Source organism: Winogradskyella algicola, assembly GCF_005869935.1.
Lineage (GTDB): Bacteria > Bacteroidota > Bacteroidia > Flavobacteriales > Flavobacteriaceae > Winogradskyella > Winogradskyella algicola.
This window is the reverse complement of record NZ_SZQF01000001.1, coordinates 598,857-620,551: the sequence shown is the minus strand read 5'-3', so window position 1 is coordinate 620,551 and position 21,695 is coordinate 598,857. Positions and strand designations below refer to the sequence as shown.

Sequence of the window (21,695 nt, the reverse complement as noted above, 5' to 3'; positions counted from 1 at the left end):
CTACCTTATTTGTTTATCTATTAATGAAATTGTTTTTGCCGCTTTATCGTAATCATTCTGCATAGTTACATTTGTTATTGGCGTATATCTTGCCAATTCGCAACTCTCTATAATTGAGATAAATTCAGAAACAACAGTACTTTCTACATTTTTTTTAGTAAGTAATGTTTCTATTTTCTCTTTATTAAAATCACTCGTTTCAATGCGCAATTTTGCTTTTAAATAATTATGAAGAGCTCGCTCTAGTGACTCATAAAATGCTTCCTTCTGTCCTAAATTCTTTTTAGCTTCACTCAAATATTTTTTTGCTAAACGGTCTGCTTTTCTAACACGACTACCAATAATATCAGCTTTGCGTTTGTCTTTTTCTCTTCGGATTACTATAGCTAATGGAATTGCTAAAAACGGCAACAATAACAAACACCAGAAACTTGTTGACTTAAAAAAGTCTTTGGTTGTCATAGACTCCCAGTTAGAACTTGTTTTTATAAAAGCAAAAGCATTTGCATTAGGCTTTACTGCCTGTTTGGTAGCTGCTGATGTGTTTTCTGAATTGTCAGTAGTAGCCGTAGGCCCTTCGACAACATCTATTATAATTTCGTCTGACGTAATGCGTTTATAACTTTCGGTTTTAAGATCGAAATAAGAAAACGATATGGATGGTACTGGGTATTTACCTCGATATTGCGGTACAATGGTATAAGTATCTGAAATACTACCTTGCATACCTCCCAAGTTTGTTCTTACGCTCTCTTTATGTTCCGGCTCGTATACCTCTAAAGAACTTGGAGTTGTTAACTTGGGTAGTTCAAATAGTTTAAGGTTTCCTCTGCCTGAAACCTCAATTTTAGCTTGTAAGGATTCTGTAGCATTTAATTGATTTTTAGAAGTTGTAACTTTAAAGTCGAAATCACCGACCGCACCCTTAAAATCTGATGGTTTGCCTTGTTCTGGTAATGGTTTTACATTTATAGTCCTACTACCAGCTGTTACCGTTTTGGGCACCTGAGTCATTATCTGCTGACCAAAGATATTGGCTCTGCCTGTAGGTACTTCTACAGTAATATCTAAGACTAAAGGTTCTAACTTTAATTTGCCTGTTTTTTGAGGATATAAGACCGTTTTTCTTAGAACAACATAACGATAGTCTTCGCCTTTATATTCACCTCTTTGAATATTAAGCCCCTTTATTTCTATATTCTGACTCCAAAAGTCGTTGTACCTTGGTGTTTGTTTTTCTCTCCAATTACTGCTAATACCAACTTCTGTAGAAACGTATAGCTTGTAGACTACTGTTGTTGGTTCGTTTAAATAAGGATTGCTATTTGATACTTCAGCCACCAAATGGATTTTGTCTGAAGCGATATCTGATGCATCTGGAGGACCATTTGGCTTATCTACTGCAGCAGTTACAGTAACTGTTACTGGAAACGTTTTATAAACTTCACCATCAATCTCTATAGTAGCTTGTTTAATGGTAAACTTGCCTTTCTTTTTTGGTGCTAAAAAATAACTGTAGGTTTTTTGATATGTTCTTTTGCCATTAACATACAAATTCTTTAAAGACGTATTTGGGCCACCTACAACTGTAAAATCATCAAAGTTAGGTGGTACAAAATTGTCTCCGTCTTGATTCATCTCAAAATCAATACGCAAGCGTTCATTAACACCAAGTTTTTGTTTGCTTACTTTGGCTTCAAACTTTACTTGTGTATAGGATATGCTAGATACTAGCAAAAATAAAATTATCGATATGTTTTTGATGATTTTCATTTTACGGCAACAATGATAGGTAACTCCTTTCTATACTACCAATCTTTCTCTGTCCTTACTTTAGCTCCTTTTTGCTTTTCAGCATTTATTTTTTGCTGAACCTTTTGTTCTTGATTCTGCATAGCTTCAAGAATATTCTTTATTTGCTGAGGAGACATCTGACCTGGTTTGGGTTTAGACTTTTGGTTTGGATCTTTTTTTTCTTTATCGCCTTTACCGTCATCTTTCTTATCATCTTGAGGTTTACCTTTATCGTCTTCCTCTTTGTCTCCTTCTTTTTTCTCGTCGTCGCCTTTGTCTTTATTATCCTTGTTATCTTTATTTTCGTCTTCTTTCTTTTCTTCTTTCTCTTTGTCTTTTTCTTCTTCTTTATTTTCGTCCTTTTTGTCGTCTTCACCACCACCGTCTTGCTGCTGTTCGGCACATTCTTTGGCTAAAGCAAAATTATACCTAGTTTCTTCATCTGAAGGATTATTTCTTAATGCATTTTTGAACGCTTCAACCGCACCTTTACAGTTTTCTTCTTGCATTAAAATATTGCCTAGATTGTGAAAAGCTCTATGTTTTTCATCTTTGTTTTGTGCATTTTCTACAGCCTCTTGTGTTCTAAACAAGGCTTCATTATAATTGCCTTTTTTATAATAAGTATTGGCAAGATTATAAGCACCTACAGCTTTACTTGGTGCATTAGAAATAGCTCTTCTATACTCCATTTCAGCTGAAATATAGTCTTCTTTTTGAGCCAATTCATTAGCTTCATAAACCAAGTCGGTAGCCTTTCTTTCTTTCTTTAACTGTTCTTTATTCTTGTCTTGTGAATAACCAAAACAAACAGTCAAAACAACTATTACTAATATGTATATCTTCATCTTCATAATTCTACTTTAAAAGTAACAAACCCTCTAAATATATGGCGTTAAAGAAAATTTAAAAGTTTGAGCTCGCTAGTAATCATTTGTTTTTTGTCTCGTTGAACATCTTTAAAGTCATTAGTTTCTAAATTAAAAGATTTAGTTAGATGTTTCATTAAATAAATTCAATTTCTTTAACCAAGCCGTTTTTCTCTCTAAAAAGAATATCTCAATAAATAATAATAAAATACCTAAACCTAAAAACCATTGAAACTGATCTTTAAAGTCTGCTATTTGTTTAGATTCAAACTCCTTTTTATCCATTTTATCTAAAACGTTCTTTATGGTGTCTACTACATCTGCTGTATTACTTCCGTTTACATAAACTCCATCTGTTTCTTCTGCAATTTCCCTTAAAGTGCTTTCATCTAATCTGGTAATAACTGTTTCTCCATTACTATCTTTTTTGTAATTGAGAACAACACCATTTCGCTTAATAGGTATTGGACCTCCCTTGGCATTACCAACACCAACAGATAAGATTTTAATACCTTCATCAGATGCCTCTTCGGCAATATCTACAGCCTCACCACCATGATCTTCACCATCTGAAATAATAATTAATATGCGGTTGGTTTGCTCGTCATCATCATAATAGGTTTTAGCCAACTGAATAGCTTCATGAATTGCTGTACCTTGTGAAGACAACATATCTGTATTCATATTTTGTAAAAACATCTTAGCAGAAGCATAGTCTGTGGTTATTGGTAACTGCGGAAAAGCTTTACCTGCATAGGCAATAATACCAACTCTATCGCTAGCAAGGCTATTAATGATTTCTCTAACCAATTGTTTCGATTTCTCTAATCGATTAGGTGCAATATCTTCAGCCAACATACTTTTTGAGACATCTATCGCAAATACAATATCAACTCCTTGACTGCGAACTGTTTCTAATTTAGTGCCTATTTTTGGATTTACTAAAGCTAGCGATAAACAACCAAATGCAGCACATAGCACTGCCACCTTTAAAACACTTTTAAAGAGAGACTGATTAGGACTAAGGCGACTGAGAAGGTGACTATCTGCGAATTTCTTTTGTGCAGAACGCCTCCAAATTTGCAATAACACAAATAACAATATGATTACTGGTATTGCCAGTAACGTCCAAAACCATATTTTTTCATCTAGTCTAAACAAAGCTTCTAAATATTGTGTTTCTTAATATAATTTCTACTAACAAAAGTAATCCTCCAAGGAGTACTAAAGGTCTGTATTTTTCGTCGTAATTGTAATATTTCTTTTCTTGTATTTCTGTTTTTTCTAGCTTGTTAATTTCTTTGTAGATTTCTGCAAGCTTTTCATTGTCGGTAGCTCTAAAATATTGTCCACCAGTAGCATCTGCTATTTCCTCGAGTAATTTTTCATCAATCTCTACTTGTTGGCGACTGTATCTAAACGTTCCGTTAGCATTTATAGAACTTGGTGATAATGCCATTCCATTGGTTCCTAAACCTATGGTGTAAACTTTAATACCATATTCTACTGCCAATTCACTGGCTATTTTTGGATCTATAAAACCTGAATTGTTGACACCATCAGTAAGGAGAATAATCACCTTACTTTTAGCTCTACTGTCCTTAAGCCTATTTACTGAAGTTGCCAAGCCCATACCAATTGCTGTACCTCCTTCTATTATCGTATTGTACTTTATATCTCTTAAAGAACGTTGTACTATAGATTTATCTGTTGTAATTGGTGTTTTGGTGTAAGCTTCGCCAGCATACTCTACTAAACCTATTCTATCATTTGGGCGACCATCTATAAAATCTGCGGCAACTTCTTTTAAAGCCTCCAAACGGTTAGGACGCAAATCTTTTGCCAGCATACTTGCAGATACATCTATAGCCATTACAATATCTATACCTCTTGTTGTTTTTGTTTTGGTAGAAACATCGACAGTTCTAGGTCTTGCAAGTGCTGTGGTTAATAAAGTTAAAGCAAGTATTCTTAGTGCAAATAATATATGTTTGAACTTTGACCAAAATGAAGATGTTCCTTTAAAGCCTTCTATGCTTGATATCTTTAACTCTGCTGATTGCTTATTGTGCTTAAACACGTACCAAGCTATTGCTATTGGCAAAAGCAATAGAAACCAAAACAATTCTTTATTTAAAAACTCTATATTTTCAAACATTAATTCTGTGATTCTTGTTCTGTATTAGCTTGTTCGTCAGATTTCATCTCTATAGATGCTATAATTTTTTCCACAATCTCAACAGCATAGCTGTCCTCTTTAGCCCAAACTAAGATTATGTGTGCTATCATTCCTTCTTTCGTAGCAAAACTAAAAATGGCATACTCGCCATCGAAAGTTTCGTCAGAATCATTAGTTGGAAAATCCGCAGTACCATAAGTTTTACTTCCTTCAACATTATTTGGCGTTATGAATTGATCATTTTTGGTAATTATATTTTGAACATTTAAAGACTCCCATTCTTCTAGAATCTTCTCAATGGACTGCCCTACGTTTCTCTCAATATCTAATTGCTCTTGTTGAACAGTCTCTCTCTCGGTTGTGATGACTTTTACATTAAGATGTTTCGCATCATCAAATACAAATTCTCTTTGTTTTTTCTCATTGTTTGAATCATTTGAAAGCGTATCTTGAATACGTTTTAAAACCTCTGGTGTTTCTATATAAACAGGTGGATATCCATATGCGCTTTTGACCCATTCACCTTCTAAAAGTTCTTTACTTTCATCCCCTAAAATACTGTCGTTTAAGTATTTAAAACCATATTTTAAACCAAAACCTACATATGTAGCAACAAGTAATAACGCTAAGCTGGCAACTGTTATAACAACCTTAGTGCGTTTCCTCTTGTGTTCTTGCTCTTCTTTGTATTGTTGGTCTAATAGTTTTTCTTCTTCGCTTGGTTCTGGCAAAACGGCTTTTACACTATCAATCTCTTTTTCAATAGTAGCTCTATCCATTTCAATAAGCGCTGTGTCTGGTGCAGATTTAGCAAATTTCACCAAATCGGCACGCTTTAAAATGGTTTCGAGATTAAGAATAGTCTCTTTTGTAAACGCAAATTGATTGCCTTCCTTTAAAAGTTGAAGTCTTTGAATAAGTTCATCCGTAGTACTCTCTAAAGAACGATCATAGACTTTTTCGTCTAAATATTTTCTGATAATCATTGTTAGTTCAGAATAATATTCTTTGACTTCTGAACGCATCAAATATTGACTATTATCTAGTTTTTTTAAAGCTAGTTTTGCTCTATCGTAAGGTGGTAATAAGGCTATTTCTTCTTCCTCTGTCAGAGGTTTTTCTCGCCAGATAAACCACCACAATAAAAAAGCGACTAAAGCCAAGGCAGCTAAAATTCCCAATAACCATTTCCACCAATTACTATTACCTTTTTCAACTTCTATAATGGGTTTAATGTCGTATAGTTTCTGCTTCGTAGTATCAACTTGAACTGTACCAACATCTACACGTAAAGAATCTGTAAAGAATGACTTTTCGCCAATAATTATTTTTTGCTTTGGAATTACATACGAACCTGAATCAAACTGAGTAAGCTTATAAATCCTAGACAGTTTGAATTTTGAATTTTCTTTAGTTGTATCAACATCTAGCGCTTCTACCGCTTCAAGTGGCATAAAGGTTTGTCCCTCTGGAAAAACAACTAACGCACTTGAATCGGCTTCAACTTTTATTTTATAGTTGATTTGTTCGCCTATTCTGATTTTTGTGGTATCTACTTCTGAAGTAACCTGACTAAAAGCGTTGCTAGTAAAAAGCAAATAGTAGATAGTAGATAGTATCAGAATTACAACTGCATTGCACGATGTTGCTCCTTCTAATAATTTCTCACTCAGACTAATTATATTTGTGTTATTCTTCGTCACTTTATACTTTTTACCTTACACTAATTAACTTAGCGCATCACGCTTATTAACCTCTTCGTTTAAAATATCCTAATAGTTTTTTTACGTAGCTTTCGTCTACTCTACAATCTATACTACCAGCACCAGACTTGGTAAAACTATCTTTAAAATAATCCACTTTTTCTCTGTAAAATTTACCGTAATTCAGTCTTACATTTTTAGATGAAGTATTTACCAAAAGTAATTCGCCTGTTTCTTCATCTTCCATTTGCACCATTCCTATATTTGGTATGGTCTCTTCGTGCTTATCATAAACTCTTATGCCTGTAATATCGTGTCTACCAGCTGCAATTTTAAGATTCTGTTTATAATCGTCTGCTATAAAATCTGAAAGCACAAAAACAATGGCCTTTTTCTTCATAACATTAGATAAGAACTTCAAAGCTTCGGCTACGTTTGTTTTTTTACTTTTTGGCTGAAATTCTAACAACTCCCTAATGATTCTTAATACGTGAGAGCGTCCCTTTTTTGGAGGTATGTAAAGTTCGATTTCGTCTGAAAATAAAATCAAACCTATTTTATCATTGTTTTGTGTTGCTGAAAAAGCTAATGTTGCCGCTATTTCAGTAACAATTACATCTTTAAATTGATTTTTTGTTCCAAAGAATTTACTACCAGACACATCTGCCATAAGCATCATGGTCAGTTCGCGTTCTTCTTCAAAAACCTTTACATATGGTTCGTTGTAACGTGCTGTAACGTTCCAATCTATGTTTCTTACATCATCACCAAATTGATACTGACGTACTTCAGAAAATGTCATACCACGACCTTTGAAGGTAGAGTGGTACTCACCGCCAAAAATATGATCAGACAAACGACGTGTCTTAATCTCTATTTTCCGTACTTTTTTAAGAAGTTCTTTGGTATCCATTTTTCAATTTTCGATTAAAGATTCTTGATTTTGCGATTTTTAAAATCGTCATTCATCGTTCTTAAATCTAAAATCCTATGGTACTTCTATCTCATTAACAATCTTGTTAATGATGTCTTCTGAAGTTACATTTTCTGCTTCGGCTTCGTAAGTAATTCCGATTCTGTGACGCAACACATCGTGTACCACTGCTCTTACATCTTCTGGGATTACATAACCTCTTCGCTTTATAAATGCATAACACTTTGCTGCAGTAGCCAAATTGATACTGCCACGAGGAGAAGCACCAAAGGAGATTAATGCTTTTAAATCACCAAGTCTGTATTTTTCAGGATAACGCGTAGCAAAGATGATATCTAGTATATATTTTTCAATCTTCTCATCCATGTAAACTTCTCTAACTGCTTCTTGGGCACTTAGGATTTGTTTCACAGAAACTACTGGATTAACTTTATCATAGGAACCTTTGAGATTTGCTCTTACTATAAGTTGTTCTTCATCTAGCTTTGGATAATCAATTACCGTTTTTAGCATAAAACGGTCAACCTGAGCCTCTGGCAAAGGATAAGTTCCTTCTTGCTCAACAGGATTTTGTGTTGCCATTACTAGGAACGGTTTGTCTAGTACAAAGGTTTCATCACCAATAGTTACCTGCTTTTCTTGCATCGCTTCTAATAGAGCAGACTGTACTTTTGCTGGTGCTCTATTAATCTCATCTGCTAAGACAAAATTTGCGAATATTGGTCCTTTTTTTATAGAGAAATCATTCTCTTTGATGTTGTAAATCAATGTACCAATAACATCTGCTGGTAATAGATCTGGTGTAAACTGTATTCTGCTAAAACTTGCATCAATGGCTTTAGATAAGGTGTTTATAGCTAATGTTTTTGCTAAACCTGGTACACCTTCCAAAAGAATATGTCCTTGACCAAGCAGTCCAATTAACAAACGTTCTACCATGTGTTTTTGACCCACTATAACCTTGTTCATTTCTAAGGTCAGCAAATCAACAAATGCACTTTCTTTTTCAATCTTTTCATTAATTGACTTAATGTCAACTGTACTCGTTTCTTCCATATTTGTTAAATATAAGAGCTTATCTTTTCTAGTGATTTATTCGGTGATGCAAAATGTTAAAATTATTCGGTCTTTGCTGTTAACAATTGGTTAAAAAATAAAGAGCAAAACCACTACAGTATTGCTCTTACATCTTCATTAACTAAGGATTATTATAATTAATATTCAATTTGTCTTATTGCTGTGTATAATTTAGGGTTTAAAATCATCATGTTTTCATCTTCATTATAAAAAACCGACTTATCTAAGTCTATATCTATAACCACGTCATATCGTCTTTTAGAATTAAGTTGTGTTTCAATTAAATTTGAAGGTTTTGCATTACCCAAGTCTAAACTATGGAGCACATGGTTGATATCCATAAAGTTATTATCACCTAGTACCAATCTAATTTCATAAACATAGGTAGTTTCGACTTCAAAATCATCAACCAGCAAAAGTTTATTATCCTCCTCAAGGTCCGACACATTAAAAACTCCTTGATTTATTGTATTTAAACTCTTCCATGAGCTGGTGCTATTAGGGTTGTCTCCAATTCTAATCTGAACATCTTGAATATCAAAATACACCTTACTCTGGGATTGATTAGAACTCTTAAGTTTTACCGTAATCTGTGTTGATTGGGTACTATCTTCTACATCGTCTTTGGTACAACTCGACATTGTTAACACTACTGTAAGTAGACATAAAGTCTTGATGGATTGAAATTGTTTCATAATTTGGGGAAATGGAATAATTACATACCAAGAATACTTTAATCTTTAAGATTTCAGTATTTTTATACACCAATTGCAAAAAAATCCATATAACCTGAAAAAAAAGTGAAATATTCTCGATTAATTGCAGGTACCATGACCTGGGGAAGTTGGGGCAAACAACTCTCAAAACGTGACATGGCAGACTTAATGCACCATTGCCTTTCTAATAACATTACAACTTTTGACCACGCTGATATTTATGGCGCTTACACAACCGAAGCTGATTTTGGCAAAGCTTTTGCCGATTCTGGTATTAAGCGTGAAGATATTCAGTTAATATCAAAATGTGGCATTCAATATTTAGCTGACAGCCGAAACAATAAAGTAAAGCATTACGATTACTCTAAAGATTACATTATTTGGTCCGTTGAAGAGTCTTTAAAAAATCTTGAAACTGAATATTTAGACTTATTGCTATTACACAGACCAAGTCCTTTAATGGTAGCAGAAGAAATAGCAGAGGCAATTACCATCTTAAAAAAAGAAGGAAAAATAAGAGATTTTGGCGTTTCAAACTTTACACCTTCCCAAATGGAAATGATTGGATTACGAATGGATATCGACGTGAATCAAATTGAATTTTCACTTACACAACATAAATCAATGCACGATGGCACGTTAGATTATATGAAAACATGCGGAATAAAACCTATGGCTTGGTCTCCATTAGGTTCTGTGTTTAGAGAAGATAATGAACAAACTAGACGTATACACAAACAACTTGGTGAGTTGATGGACAAATACAACGCCACAGAAGACCAACTATTATTAGCTTGGATAATGAAACATCCTGCTGGTATTCATCCTGTAGTTGGCACTACTAATAAAACAAGACTTAAGCAAGCTGTTGAAGCCTCTAAAATTGACCTAGAACTTGAAGACTGGTTTTTAATATTAGTAGCGAGTCAAGGCCATAAAGTTCCTTAATTATGAAAAAAACAGCATTAATAACAGGCGCTACAAGTGGTATTGGTAGAGCTACTGCTCATGAGTTTGCAAAACACGGTATTAACTTGGTGTTATGTGGACGTAGACAACAACGATTAGATAGTATTGAAAAAGCCTTATCCAAGCAAACTAATGTCCATACCTTAAATTTTGACGTTCGTGACAAGGAAAAAACGCTCGAAGCTATTGCTTCGTTACCTACAGAATTTCAAAAAATTGATATCTTAATCAATAACGCTGGAAACGCTCATGGATTAGACCCAATACAAGATGGCAGTCTTGATGATTGGGATGCCATGATGGATATTAACGTAAAAGGCTTACTATATGTTAGTAAAGCTATAATTCCAGGAATGACTGAGCGTCAATCTGGACATATCATCAACATTGGCTCATCAGCAGGAAAGGAAGTTTATCCAAAAGGCAATGTATATTGTGGTAGCAAACATGCTGTTTTGGCAATAACAGAAGGCATGCGTATAGACCTTAATCCTTTCGGGATAAAAGTTTCTGCAGTAAATCCTGGCTTGGTAGAAACGGAATTTTCACAAGTGCGATTTAAAGGTGGAAATCAAGCTGATAATGTTTACAAAGGTTATAAAGCTTTACAACCCGAAGATGTAGCAGAAGTCATCTACTTTGCTGTATCTAGACCTGCTCACGTTAATATAGCAGATGTGCTAATGTTTTGTACTGCACAAGCGAATTCTACTATTGTGAAAAAGGAGTAAATTAGATTCCTGCCTACGCAGGAATGACAGTTATGATCAACAAACGCCTCCTCATAAAAAACCTACTGGCTCACAACGATGAGAACAGTTTTTATGACAAAAAGCGAAAAGTTGATATAAGCCACAAGGAGGGTAAAGCAAAATTTTTAAAGCACATTTGCGCTCTGTCTAACAGCAATCCCAAAAACAACTCTTACATTGTTATTGGTGTTGAGGATGAAGACAATAAAATTGTAGGTACCGATTTTTTCGATGATAGTAAAATACAAAACCTCATCAACGCTTACCTCACCAATCCACCAATAGTACAATACGAGAATATTCCATTTCCGCATTTACCAGACGATAAGGTTGTTGGTTTGGTAACCATTAGACCAATTGACAAAATCACTTCGCTACGCAAGAATATCTGGAAATATTATGGAGGCTCCGTTTTTTTTAGAGATGGCAGCATGAGTATGCCCAAAGTGTTTGATATTGAAATTAAAGATGTTAATTCTAAGATTGTTGCTGCTATAGAAAACCACGCACAAAACAACATTGAGCTAACATTAAATGGTGTATTCGATTTTATGAATAAGCGGCAAGATTTTAACCCACAATACAAAGTTTTTAAAGAATACTTTGTGCTCTGCTGGTCTGGACAAAAAAAACACGTTAAAAATGAAGTCTTTTATTCTCGTGTGGATATTGAAATGATCAATGAACAAGTACGTTTATTTTATTCTGCATTAGATGAAGTTGCGATTTTTTATGACGACAATTCCTTTAAAATTGTAGAGTACGTTCGCCTTGGGCTTCAACAATCTTTTAAGTACTATAAACTAGAAGAACAAATTATTCATTTTGATGAAAATGCAAATTATTCTATTGAAGCCAATTTAGTTTTTGATCCTCCTCAGTTTGACAGGAAAGTATTATATCACATATATAACACCAATAATACTTTACTCGAAAAGCTAGAAAAAGGAATTACAATTGCAAATCATGAAATTTCAGATTTAAAAAATTTAGCAGCAAGTTATTTAATTTGTTACCTCAACGGTTTTGAAGACGCATTACCAAAATTAGAATATGCAAAACCTTATGTAAAAAAATACGATTCTGACTTATATAAGTCTTATAAAGAAACTATTAGAATTTTACGTAAAGTAAAATACAATTAGTTTTAGTCGGATTTTTAGATTGTTTTATCCTTGTTTTTTGCATCTTATCGGATATGATTTTAAGTGAGTGCAGATTATACATTTTTTTCTACCATTCATCAAAAAATTAGGAGTAAGAAAGATTTAATATGCATCTTTGAAATGCTATTAATCAATTATATAACCTTGTTTCAGCACGCTTTTTAAGCTAAGCCTGAGACAAGGTTTATTGTTTTAGTTAGGTGTTAACTGAAATTCTAAAATCTGAGTAATGACATGGCAATTGTCTTCAGTTTTATCAACTAAAATGGGATTGGAAATAAAGGTTTGGTAGTTATCTGATGTTACTTCAATAATGTAAGTACCTTCTCGTTCACCTGCTCCTAAAAAATAATCTGAATCTTCTATCATAGTAAGTTGCTCTTCGTAAGAACCATCTTTGGCTGTAACAGTAATACCATCCGTTATTATGGTTTGGGTATTTGCATCTTTAAAGGTAATGTTAAGCCCAAAAACATATACTTCTGTACAGCTTTGTGGATTGGAATCATCAGAATTACACGAAAACATTAAAATTAATGCTAATAACATAAATGGACTCTTCATCATTTTAGCTTTTCATTTTAAAGTTAACAAAAAAGCTTTTGACTGTAAAGTTCTAGATAAAGTTAAGCTTTTCAAAATCCTGATTTAATACTATTCTGTCATCAACATCTAACCATTTACTTAAAATTGTAGCGTAAACTGTTCTAAAATCAATTTCATATTTTAAATCTCCATTGTCATCTAGATCATTTAAACTTGCCAAACTATTGTATAAACCAGATTTTTTTAAATTTTCACCAATAACAAATACATTGTTTGCTGCTCCATGATCTGTTCCGTTACTGTGGTTTTGTTTTACCCGTCTACCAAACTCTGAAAACGTAAGGATTAGTGTATTCTTAAATCTATTGTTCTTTCTTAAATCCTTTACAAAAGCTTCAATAGCTTCAGCATAGTTTTTTAAGAGTTTATCTTGTCTTCCTATTTGATTTGCGTGTGTGTCAAAACCAGCTAAAGAGGTATAATAAATGTTTGTGTCTAAGCCAGATTTAATAAACTGACCAACCACTTTTAATTGATTAGATAACGATGATTTTTTTGGATAACTATCTGATAAATTAGAATCTAAAGCCGTTTCATACAAATACTTTGCAGAAGACTTTGCATCTATCATTGTTTGATATAAATACCCTAGGTTATGCTCATCGTGATGACTATGATCATAATAGGATAAGATAGTATTAAAATCAGATTCTTGAAGAGATCTATAGAGTTGTTTAGCGTTTCTTGTAGCTATTCCATTCCTTCTTTCGCCGCGTAATGCCAAATCTAAATCATCATTAATCTGGATGGCATTGTATGGTTTTTTTCCGTATTTGTCTAAATAACGTCCTATCCAACCAGAATCTAAAATATTACTATGATCACTAGCTGTTTGCCAAATATCTGAGGACACAAAATGAGAACGGCTTGGATTAGGGTAACCCACATTATTTATAATACTGAGATAACCTTGGTCATATAACTTTTTTAAAGGCATTAAATTCTTATTAAAGCCTAAATCATCATTTAACCTTATTGTATCCTTCTGCTTTAATGCAATTTTGGGTCTGGCATTGTAATAGATGTCATTATTTACTGGAATAATAGTGTTTAAACCATCATTACCTCCTTTTAGATGAATAACTACCAGATTACGATGCGTATTTAAGTTTGGCACCAAATCATCAAATGCTTTTAAAAAGTTTGGCACTAATGCCATACCCGTTGCAAGGCTTGTGTTTTTTATAAAACTTCTTCTTTTCATGTTTACCAACTTTTTATTACCTAGCACATTTGATATTCTGGCAAGGACATTAAGTTTACTAAATTTTTCCGACTAGGTCGTCTCCCAAATCTTCTGATATAGTTTGCTGTCCCTCTGTTTACTTCACATAGAATTAAAGTGTCTTTTAACATTTCTAGCGAAATCTTTTTAACGCTTTTCTTATAGGCTTTCCAATCTACATATACCGTAAGTTTTTCCTGGTATTTGTTTTTTACTGATACAATCCTTAGATTTTTAACATTGCCTTTGTATTGATAGCTATAGCTTTCCTTTTCTAGAATCATAGAAGGCAACTTTATTCTTAACATTAGACTATTAGTCGTTATCCATGATTTTCCACCTTGCCATCCAGCAACGTTAGGTGGGTTAAGTAAAAACTGATCTAATAAAGTCTGAAGTCTAAATAATTCTTCGTTTTTAGTAAAATATACAGGGACCATTCTCTGAATACCTACAATAAGATCTATTGGAGATTTTATCTTAATTCCTATATTCTCTTCGTTATAAAACCAATCTGAATTAAATATATAACGCATTAGCTTTTCAATATCATATTCACCATAGAAAACCTCAACCATCTCACGAACATGTTCTTTATTTACAGTAGTGTTTACGAAATATGAATAAATTTTTTCACAGATATGTTGCGCACATTGTTTTTGCTCTAATATGATGTCTATGATATCATCACCATTAAACTTACCCTCTTTACCAAAAAATTGTTTAGCATCATAATCATGTCGTTTTTTGAACAACCAAAAATCACCATTAAACTTAAAGCGATATCCTGTAAAAGCCCTTGCACATTCTTTAATGTCTCTCTCTAAGTAATTACCTTCGCCTAGTGTAAATAATTCCAAAAGTTCTCTTGCAAAATTCTCGTTAGGACTGTTTTTATTATTCTGGTTTAAGTTTAAGTACCTAATCATAGAAGCCTCTTTAGAAATAGCTTTTACAAAGTCTCTAAAATTACCTAAAGCATATGTTCTAAGTGTTGTATTATACTTCAAGATATGTGCAGTCGTCATATCTTTACATACAAAATGGTTTGCCCAAAATAAGGTCATACGCTCACGTAATACTCTAGGTGTTTTTTCTAAGCGTTTAAACCAAATTGTGTTTAAAACCTTTGTTTCTTCTCTATTACGTCTGGCCAGTTCTTGTCGAAGCTCAGCATCTTTTTTTAGCCGTTCTTGAGGAAATGCTTTTAAATAAGACAAATCCTTTTGTAAAGGAATAATATCCTTAGACTTTTGAAATAAATCGTTTACCAGTGCTTCTTTACTAAATGATGCCAAGTATTGCAATTCTTTGGGCTTTAAGCCAAACCCTGCCCTCCAATATAAATGTTGAACTTCTTTATAAGTCATACTCTTTTGACTAAAAAATATTGAAAATGTTTAATACAGATCCGATGTAATCTTTAAAAAATAACGAACCACCTTAAATATCTGTTGTGTTTGAAGTTACAAAATATTCATAAAAAAACGCCTTCTCTAATTATCTGAACCATTGCAGATTAAAAAGTCACAAAAGAAAAAAGCCACATCTAAAGATATGGCTTTTAAAATATTTAGTATTTATTACTACAAATCAAACTTAATCCCTTGTGCTAAAGGTAATTCATCTGAATAATTAATAGTATTGGTTTGTCTACGCATATAAATCTTCCAAGCATCAGATCCTGATTCACGTCCGCCACCTGTTTCTTTTTCACCTCCAAAAGCACCACCAATCTCAGCCCCAGAAGTACCAATATTTACGTTGGCAATACCGCAGTCGCTTCCTGCAAAGGATAAGAATTTTTCTGCTTCTTTCATTTCGTTAGTCATGATTGCAGACGATAATCCCTGTGCAACTCCATTTTGCATTTCGATTGCATTTTCTACATCTCCAGAATATCTCATTAAATATAAAATTGGTGCAAAAGTTTCGGTTTGTACAATTTCAAAATCATTTTCAGCTTCAATAATTGCTGGTTTCACGTAGCAACCAGACTCGTATCCTTCACCTTCTAAAACACCGCCTTCAACTAGTACATTTCCGCCTTCAGCTTTTGCCTTTTCTATTGCATTTAAATAAGTGTTTACTGCATCTTTATCAATTAATGGCCCAATGTGGTTTTTCTCGTCTAATGGATTACCAATAGTTAATTGCTTGTATGCACCAACAATAGCATCTCTTACTTTATCGTAAACTGACTCATGAATGATTAATCGACGTGTACTTGTACAACGTTGTCCGCAAGTACCAACTGCACCAAACACTGCGCCAGGCACAACTACTTTTAAATCTGCAGTTGGCGTAATAATTATAGCGTTGTTTCCTCCTAGTTCTAATAAAGATTTACCAAAACGCTCGGCAACGGTTTTACCAACAATGCGTCCCATACGTGTAGATCCTGTTGCAGAGATTAGCGGAATTCTATGATCTGTTGTCATAAATTCACCTACTTTATAGTCTCCGTTTATAATACAAGAAATACCTTCTGGTAAGTTGTTTTCTTTTAATACCTCAGCAATAATATTTTGACAAGCCACAGCACAAAGCGGTGCTTTTTCAGAAGCTTTCCACACGCAAACATCACCACAAACCCATGCTAAAGCAGTATTCCAAGACCAAACCGCAACTGGGAAGTTAAATGCTGAAATAATACCAACAATACCTAAAGAGTGCCACTGCTCTCTCATAACATGTCCTGGTCTTTCCGAAGGAATGGTTTGCCCGTTTAACTGTCTTGATAAACCTACTGCAAAATCACAGATGTCTATCATTTCTTGTACTTCTCCGTAACCTTCTTGTAAAGATTTACCCATTTCGTAAGACACTAACTTACCTAATGGCTCTTTTAACTCTCTTAAACGGTTACCAAACTGTCTTACTATTTCACCTCTTTGCGGTGCAGGCATTGCTCTAAACTGTAAAAAGGCGTCTTGAGCTGTCTTTATAACTTTATCGTAGTCTTCTCTAGTTGTTGTAGAAACTTTACCAATTAATTGTCCATCTGTTGGAGAGTAAGATGAAATTAACTCACCACTTCCAAAGCTATTTGAGCCTGTAGAAGTTCCGTCGTTAACATCTTTAACACCTAATTGTTTTAAAGCTTCTTTTATTCCGAAATCGGTAGCAATTGCTTCCATATACGTCTTTTTTTTATGAATTATTAAAATTTGCCACGAAGTTACTAATAATTTATCAGTTTAACTTGAAGTCTGAGACTTTATAACGTAACTTTAAAGCACTTACAAAACTACTTAATATCATGAAAAAACTTCTTATTTGTCTTCTTGCGTTTTCGCTTTATTTCTCTTGTAAAAATGAGAATAGTTCTGAAATTAAAAATAAATCTGTAACTACATCCACTTCGGAAGTTAAAGCTGCCGAATTTGCCATTATCATTCACGGTGGTGCAGGCACTATTCTGAAAAAGAATATGACTCCAGAAAAAGAAGCAGCTTACAAAGCAAAACTCGAAGAAGCCATAAGAGTTGGCTATAACATTCTGAAAAATGGAGGAAGTAGTCTTGATGCTGTTGAAAAAACGATCAACGTGATGGAAAATTCACCTTTGTTTAATGCTGGAAAAGGTGCTGTCTTTACCAATGCTGAAACGAACGAGCTCGATGCTTCAATAATGGACGGAAAAACCCTAAACGCTGGTGCATCTGCAGGCACTACAACAGTTAGGAATCCTATTAATTTAGCAAGAGCTGTAATGGAAAAATCCAAACACGTGATGCTATCAGGAAAAGGTGCTGAAATCTTTGCAGAAGAACAAGGTCTAACACTTGTTGACCCATCCTATTTTTATACAGAAAACCGACTAAAATCCCTAAAACGTGTTAAAGCGCGAGAAGCTCAAAACGCAGGTAAAGTTGATACGGAGTCTGCCTACTTAGACTTTTACGATGCTGATATTAAAGATTCAAAATTTGGAACTGTTGGTTGTGCAGCACTCGACAAAAATGGAAATCTTGCTGCTGGTACTTCAACAGGTGGTATGACCAACAAACGCTACGGCAGAATTGGCGATGCGCCAATCATTGGCTCTGGTACGTATGCCAATAATGCAACCTGTGCCGTATCGAGTACTGGTTGGGGAGAATACTTCATAAGAGCACAGGTGGCTCATGATATTTCTGCACTTATCGAATACAAAGGTTTGAGCTTGAAAGAAGCGGCCAAAATTGTTCTCGATAAAGTTAAGACACTTGGTGGCGATGGTGGTATTGTTGCTGTAGATAAAAACGGAAATATGGTAGCCGATTTTAATACGGCTGGTATGTACAGAGCCACAATGAATGACAAAGGAGAATTAACCATTGGGATATATGAGCAATAGTTTGTAACAATTTACTATATTCATACACAAATAGTTAACCAACCTCAGCTACACCATCAACCTAATTTGCTTTCAACTTAGAGAAAGTAAATGATTAAATTTTTTAGGCGAATTCGTCAACGACTTCTTTCTGAAAACAAATTCAGTAAATATCTAATCTATGCCATTGGTGAAATAGTCCTCGTGGTAATAGGAATCCTAATTGCACTTCAAATCAATAACTGGAACACCAAGCGATTATTAAAATCCAAAGAGCAAGTCTATTTACAACAAATTAGAATAAGCTTAAACAGTGATTTAGAAAGGATAAAAGAGGTCAAAGAATTTAATGCTTTAAAAACTTCAAAAATAGACTCAACATTTATAGTGTTAGAACAGTCTAACCCTGAAAGATATGTGCCTGCAATTGCAGAGTATATGTCAGTAATGAATGAATTTGACGTTTTTGAGCCCAACGCTATTGCTTTTGATAACATGATTGCCTCAGAAAATATTGATCTTATTACCGATATGGAGTTAAGAAAAAACTTATCACTTTACTATCAAAGAAGAAACTTGAATCTCACCCAAGAGCGAATTAAAGAGACAACGCGCCAATTTGTAGATGACATTATGCCTAAAATGGGCAACAGACAACTCTTGAAACAATTAACGCAACGCGACCACTCTAATTTACCCGATATTTCAGAAGTTAACATACATAGTGATACACAAGTTTATACCAATCTTTTTAATATGACTTTAGTTATAGATGGTCAGAATGAATATTTAGAAATAACTACAGAAGACATAAAACGTTTGCTGAATTTAATTAATACTAATCTAAAATAATAGCTATGATTAAATTCTTCAGACAAATACGCTACAACCTCATGAGTGAAAATAAAATGGGAAAATACCTTAAATATGCTTTTGGCGAAATCATCTTGGTTGTTATTGGAATTTTGATCGCCCTTCAGATTAACGATTGGAACCAAACTAAGAAAGACCAAAAATTAGAAGCACAATATTATTGCAGGTTACTCGAGGATGTTAATCAAGATTTGATAAACTATAGAGATTATTTGGCTCTATTAAATGAAAGAATAGAAGTCAATAACACCGCAATCCAGAGATTACAGAACGATGCAATGCCTTTAGACAGCATCTCACCACTTATTCTAAAATCTATAAAATACTCAATTAGAAATATTACCGCCACTACAGATGCTTTTGAGGACATAAAATCTAGCGGAAACTTAAATATTATCAAAGATTTATCTCTAAAAAATCAATTAGCAGACTATTACAAGACTTTAGCAAATACAAGTGCTGTTATAGAAAGTAACGGAAAGTCAATTACGGATAAACGCTTTTTAGAAATGGAAGACGTTATAAGCTCTGGATGGATAAAACTCATAGAAAACGTTAATGCCTTTGACACGTCAAAAGTTAATCTAAAAGAACTAAAATCAAAGGTGAATTTCACAGATGACATGAGGTTGAAAATGACGAACGACGCTGTCTTTTATTTAGGCATCAACTCTCGCAACAAACAATTATTGCAATTGCTTAAAAAAGAAATAGTTGCAATGATTGAGTTGCTCAATTTAAAATGCCAAAATCATAATGATTAAATTCTTCCGTCATATCCGCAAATCACTAATCCAAAAAAATCAAATGGGAAAATACTTTAAATACGCCATTGGTGAAATACTACTTGTGGTAATTGGAATTCTCATTGCGCTACAAATAAATAATTGGAACGAAAACAGAAAAAGTAGTATCCAAGAAATTTCAGTATTAAAGAGTTTAAGAGACAATTTACAACAAGCTGAAGAACAGTCTAAAGCACTAATTAACCGAGAAATTGAATTAAAACAAATTCTTATCAAATCTATAAATGTAGCAAGCGAAAATAACAGGTCTTATAAAAAGCAAATTACCGATTCAATTTTCAAAATAGCAGTTTGGGATTTGCAGAGAGACTTACCAACGTTAACAACATACTTAAATCTAAAAAACACCAATCAATTAGGATTAATAAAGAACAAATTGATAAGTGAGAAATTCACTCAATTAGATTTTAAGTACAACAGATTAGCAGATATTTTAGATGATAGATTAAATGTTCAAGAAATAAGGATTGACAATATTTCAGAAAACAATATCAATTTTATTCAATTACTAAAATTTGAAATCCCTGAAATTAATAACGCCAATGAAGTTTCCATAGATTATGAAGAGATTCTGAAAAACAAAAAAGTGAGAAATCTTTTAGGAATGAAATTAACACTTACAAAAGATATTATAGAAAGGCGATTAGAACTCGATACCGAAATAAAAGCACTGCTAAAACTTATAAATGAACAATTACAAAATTAAATGATAAAGTTCTTTAAACTATCTGAAATTAAAGATTCAGTGCATCTTTGATGAGGATACAAATTGAAAATAGAACATAAAACTATGATAAAATTCTTTCGTCATATTCGTCGCTCACTAATCAACCAAAATAAAATGAAAAATTATTTTAAATACGCTTTTGGTGAAGTATTACTAGTAGTCATTGGAATACTCATAGCCCTAGCGATTAATAATTGGAATGAAAATAGAAAAGCAAAAAATAATGAAATTGTCCTTTTAAGTAAACTGCAAGAAGAAAATAGCTTGAACATGGCCTCTATCGAAGACCATCTCGAACTAAGAAAAGAGATGCCTGATGCAGTTGAGAGTTTTATTAAATTACTTGAGAGTAAAAACCTAGAATCAAAAAGTGAATTAACACAAGAAAAACTCGGTAATATCTTACGGTCAGCTGCTTATACTTTTATACAAAGTAATCTTGTAAATTATATAAATACCTACAATGCTAAAAATTCAGAGCTGAGCAAAGAGCTAGCCACATTAGAGTTTTATCAAAACGATTTACATTTATCCTCAACCAAGGGTTTAGATTTAAAAATCAAATACGTTTTTGAAGCCTTAAACAACGATGTTGATTTTAGCTCTTTAAACATTATCTCTTATAAAACATTAGAGTCTTTGAGATTTAAAAATAATTTGGTGATTATAGCAGATATTGAGTATGAAATATCTTCAATGTTTATTCAGACTTATAACCAGATGCAAAAAGTTGATTCCTTAATTACACAAAAGCTCAAATAAAATCAATAATTTCAGTTTAATAATCAAGCGTCAGTTCGAGTGTTTTGCTTTTTACTGAGTTCTCTAAGTAAAATGCAAAATGTATCGAGAACGCTTTTTTAATAATTGTTATGACTTCTGATTCTACGTTGCTATCAGACAGGTATAACCCCAACTCGAAAGTTTCCTCATGTTATATAAATAGTTATAGCATATCCATAGTCTTCTTTTGTAACT

The 21,695-nt window shown here is 33.3% G+C and carries 20 protein-coding genes; 8 read left to right on the top strand and 12 right to left on the bottom strand.

Going from position 1 to position 21,695, the window contains the following annotated elements:
- The 8 genes from FC091_RS02625 to FC091_RS02590 form a co-directional block, all read right to left on the bottom strand.
- Positions 1-1,773 (bottom strand): BatD family protein, encoded by a 1,773-nt coding sequence (locus tag FC091_RS02625; protein WP_138432722.1) that lies wholly within the window; start codon positions 1,771-1,773, stop codon positions 1-3.
- A 35-nt stretch (positions 1,774-1,808) separates the two neighbouring features.
- On the bottom strand, positions 1,809-2,642 hold the full coding sequence (locus tag FC091_RS02620; RefSeq protein WP_138432721.1) for a tetratricopeptide repeat protein: 834 nt from the start codon (positions 2,640-2,642) through the stop codon (positions 1,809-1,811).
- Between the two features lie 141 nt (positions 2,643-2,783).
- Positions 2,784-3,824 carry a vWA domain-containing protein gene (locus FC091_RS02615; RefSeq protein ID WP_138432720.1) on the bottom strand — a complete coding sequence of 347 codons (1,041 nt, stop codon included), beginning with the start codon at positions 3,822-3,824 and terminating at the stop codon, positions 2,784-2,786.
- Positions 3,817-4,821, bottom strand: coding sequence for a vWA domain-containing protein (locus FC091_RS02610; protein WP_138432719.1), 1,005 nt, complete (start codon positions 4,819-4,821; stop codon positions 3,817-3,819). The genes FC091_RS02615 and FC091_RS02610 overlap by 8 nt, the downstream gene beginning before the upstream one ends.
- Positions 4,821-6,467, bottom strand: coding sequence for a hypothetical protein (locus FC091_RS02605; RefSeq protein ID WP_138433069.1), 1,647 nt, complete (start codon positions 6,465-6,467; stop codon positions 4,821-4,823). The genes FC091_RS02610 and FC091_RS02605 overlap by 1 nt, the downstream gene beginning before the upstream one ends.
- 124 nt (positions 6,468-6,591) lie before the next feature.
- Positions 6,592-7,458, bottom strand: coding sequence for a DUF58 domain-containing protein (locus tag FC091_RS02600; RefSeq protein WP_138432718.1), 867 nt, complete (start codon positions 7,456-7,458; stop codon positions 6,592-6,594).
- 75 nt (positions 7,459-7,533) lie between these two features.
- Positions 7,534-8,535, bottom strand: coding sequence for an AAA family ATPase (locus FC091_RS02595; RefSeq protein WP_138432717.1), 1,002 nt, complete (start codon positions 8,533-8,535; stop codon positions 7,534-7,536).
- 158 nt (positions 8,536-8,693) lie between these two features.
- Positions 8,694-9,251 (bottom strand): DUF4382 domain-containing protein, encoded by a 558-nt coding sequence (locus FC091_RS02590; protein WP_138432716.1) that lies wholly within the window; start codon positions 9,249-9,251, stop codon positions 8,694-8,696.
- A gap of 105 nt (positions 9,252-9,356) precedes the next feature.
- Between FC091_RS02590 and FC091_RS02585 the strand changes: the two genes are divergently transcribed.
- From FC091_RS02585 to FC091_RS02575, 3 genes are read left to right on the top strand one after another with little or no spacing between them, the layout of a single operon-like run.
- On the top strand, positions 9,357-10,220 hold the full coding sequence (locus FC091_RS02585) for an aldo/keto reductase (protein ID WP_138432715.1): 864 nt from the start codon (positions 9,357-9,359) through the stop codon (positions 10,218-10,220).
- Between the two features lie 2 nt (positions 10,221-10,222).
- Positions 10,223-10,972 carry an SDR family NAD(P)-dependent oxidoreductase gene (locus tag FC091_RS02580; protein ID WP_138432714.1) on the top strand — a complete coding sequence of 250 codons (750 nt, stop codon included), beginning with the start codon at positions 10,223-10,225 and terminating at the stop codon, positions 10,970-10,972.
- A gap of 32 nt (positions 10,973-11,004) precedes the next feature.
- Positions 11,005-12,138, top strand: coding sequence for an ATP-binding protein (locus tag FC091_RS02575; protein ID WP_138432713.1), 1,134 nt, complete (start codon positions 11,005-11,007; stop codon positions 12,136-12,138).
- A 213-nt stretch (positions 12,139-12,351) separates the two neighbouring features.
- Here the strand turns inward: FC091_RS02575 and FC091_RS02570 are convergent, their stop codons facing one another.
- From FC091_RS02570 to amaB, 4 genes are all read right to left on the bottom strand, one after another.
- The gene (locus FC091_RS02570) at positions 12,352-12,726 is read right to left on the bottom strand and encodes a hypothetical protein (protein WP_138432712.1); all 375 of its coding nucleotides are present in this window, start codon (positions 12,724-12,726) and stop codon (positions 12,352-12,354) included.
- A 49-nt stretch (positions 12,727-12,775) separates the two neighbouring features.
- On the bottom strand, positions 12,776-13,969 hold the full coding sequence (locus FC091_RS02565; RefSeq protein WP_138432711.1) for a DUF1501 domain-containing protein: 1,194 nt from the start codon (positions 13,967-13,969) through the stop codon (positions 12,776-12,778).
- A gap of 20 nt (positions 13,970-13,989) precedes the next feature.
- Positions 13,990-15,360, bottom strand: coding sequence for a DUF1800 domain-containing protein (locus tag FC091_RS02560; protein ID WP_138432710.1), 1,371 nt, complete (start codon positions 15,358-15,360; stop codon positions 13,990-13,992).
- 216 nt (positions 15,361-15,576) lie between these two features.
- Complete coding sequence (gene amaB, locus FC091_RS02555) at positions 15,577-17,130, bottom strand: L-piperidine-6-carboxylate dehydrogenase (RefSeq protein WP_138432709.1); 1,554 nt, start codon at positions 17,128-17,130, stop codon at positions 15,577-15,579.
- Positions 17,131-17,252: 122 nt separating this feature from the next.
- Here amaB and FC091_RS02550 point away from each other — a divergent pair, with 122 nt between their 5' ends.
- The 5 genes from FC091_RS02550 (at position 17,253) to FC091_RS02530 (ending at position 21,479) form a co-directional block, all read left to right on the top strand.
- Positions 17,253-18,332, top strand: coding sequence for an isoaspartyl peptidase/L-asparaginase family protein (locus FC091_RS02550; protein WP_138432708.1), 1,080 nt, complete (start codon positions 17,253-17,255; stop codon positions 18,330-18,332).
- 90 nt (positions 18,333-18,422) lie between these two features.
- Positions 18,423-19,163 (top strand): DUF6090 family protein, encoded by a 741-nt coding sequence (locus FC091_RS02545; protein WP_138432707.1) that lies wholly within the window; start codon positions 18,423-18,425, stop codon positions 19,161-19,163.
- A 5-nt stretch (positions 19,164-19,168) separates the two neighbouring features.
- Positions 19,169-19,948 carry a DUF6090 family protein gene (locus tag FC091_RS02540; protein ID WP_138432706.1) on the top strand — a complete coding sequence of 260 codons (780 nt, stop codon included), beginning with the start codon at positions 19,169-19,171 and terminating at the stop codon, positions 19,946-19,948.
- A gap of 43 nt (positions 19,949-19,991) precedes the next feature.
- A complete protein-coding gene (locus FC091_RS02535; protein WP_171032422.1) occupies positions 19,992-20,696 on the top strand; it encodes a DUF6090 family protein in 705 nt (234 codons plus the stop codon).
- An 84-nt stretch (positions 20,697-20,780) separates the two neighbouring features.
- Positions 20,781-21,479 (top strand): DUF6090 family protein, encoded by a 699-nt coding sequence (locus tag FC091_RS02530; protein WP_138432704.1) that lies wholly within the window; start codon positions 20,781-20,783, stop codon positions 21,477-21,479.
- Positions 21,480-21,695: the final 216 nt, after the last annotated feature.

What these genes read in the sequence shown, in the direction of transcription:
- FC091_RS02625 (WP_138432722.1), bottom strand. Translation starts at nt 1,773, where the DNA reads ATGAAAATCATCAAAAACATATCGATAATTTTATTTTTGCTAGTATCT.
- FC091_RS02620 (WP_138432721.1), bottom strand. Translation starts at nt 2,642, where the DNA reads ATGAAGATATACATATTAGTAATAGTTGTTTTGACTGTTTGTTTTGGT.
- FC091_RS02610 (WP_138432719.1), bottom strand. Translation starts at nt 4,821, where the DNA reads ATGTTTGAAAATATAGAGTTTTTAAATAAAGAATTGTTTTGGTTTCTA.
- FC091_RS02600 (WP_138432718.1), bottom strand. Translation starts at nt 7,458, where the DNA reads ATGGATACCAAAGAACTTCTTAAAAAAGTACGGAAAATAGAGATTAAG.
- FC091_RS02595 (WP_138432717.1), bottom strand. Translation starts at nt 8,535, where the DNA reads ATGGAAGAAACGAGTACAGTTGACATTAAGTCAATTAATGAAAAGATT.
- FC091_RS02590 (WP_138432716.1), bottom strand. Translation starts at nt 9,251, where the DNA reads ATGAAACAATTTCAATCCATCAAGACTTTATGTCTACTTACAGTAGTG.
- FC091_RS02580 (WP_138432714.1), top strand. Translation starts at nt 10,223, where the DNA reads ATGAAAAAAACAGCATTAATAACAGGCGCTACAAGTGGTATTGGTAGA.
- FC091_RS02575 (WP_138432713.1), top strand. Translation starts at nt 11,005, where the DNA reads ATGATCAACAAACGCCTCCTCATAAAAAACCTACTGGCTCACAACGAT.
- FC091_RS02570 (WP_138432712.1), bottom strand. Translation starts at nt 12,726, where the DNA reads ATGATGAAGAGTCCATTTATGTTATTAGCATTAATTTTAATGTTTTCG.
- FC091_RS02565 (WP_138432711.1), bottom strand. Translation starts at nt 13,969, where the DNA reads ATGAAAAGAAGAAGTTTTATAAAAAACACAAGCCTTGCAACGGGTATG.
- FC091_RS02560 (WP_138432710.1), bottom strand. Translation starts at nt 15,360, where the DNA reads ATGACTTATAAAGAAGTTCAACATTTATATTGGAGGGCAGGGTTTGGC.
- amaB (WP_138432709.1), bottom strand. Translation starts at nt 17,130, where the DNA reads ATGGAAGCAATTGCTACCGATTTCGGAATAAAAGAAGCTTTAAAACAA.
- FC091_RS02550 (WP_138432708.1), top strand. Translation starts at nt 17,253, where the DNA reads ATGAAAAAACTTCTTATTTGTCTTCTTGCGTTTTCGCTTTATTTCTCT.
- FC091_RS02545 (WP_138432707.1), top strand. Translation starts at nt 18,423, where the DNA reads ATGATTAAATTTTTTAGGCGAATTCGTCAACGACTTCTTTCTGAAAAC.
- FC091_RS02540 (WP_138432706.1), top strand. Translation starts at nt 19,169, where the DNA reads ATGATTAAATTCTTCAGACAAATACGCTACAACCTCATGAGTGAAAAT.
- FC091_RS02535 (WP_171032422.1), top strand. Translation starts at nt 19,992, where the DNA reads ATGGGAAAATACTTTAAATACGCCATTGGTGAAATACTACTTGTGGTA.
- FC091_RS02530 (WP_138432704.1), top strand. Translation starts at nt 20,781, where the DNA reads ATGATAAAATTCTTTCGTCATATTCGTCGCTCACTAATCAACCAAAAT.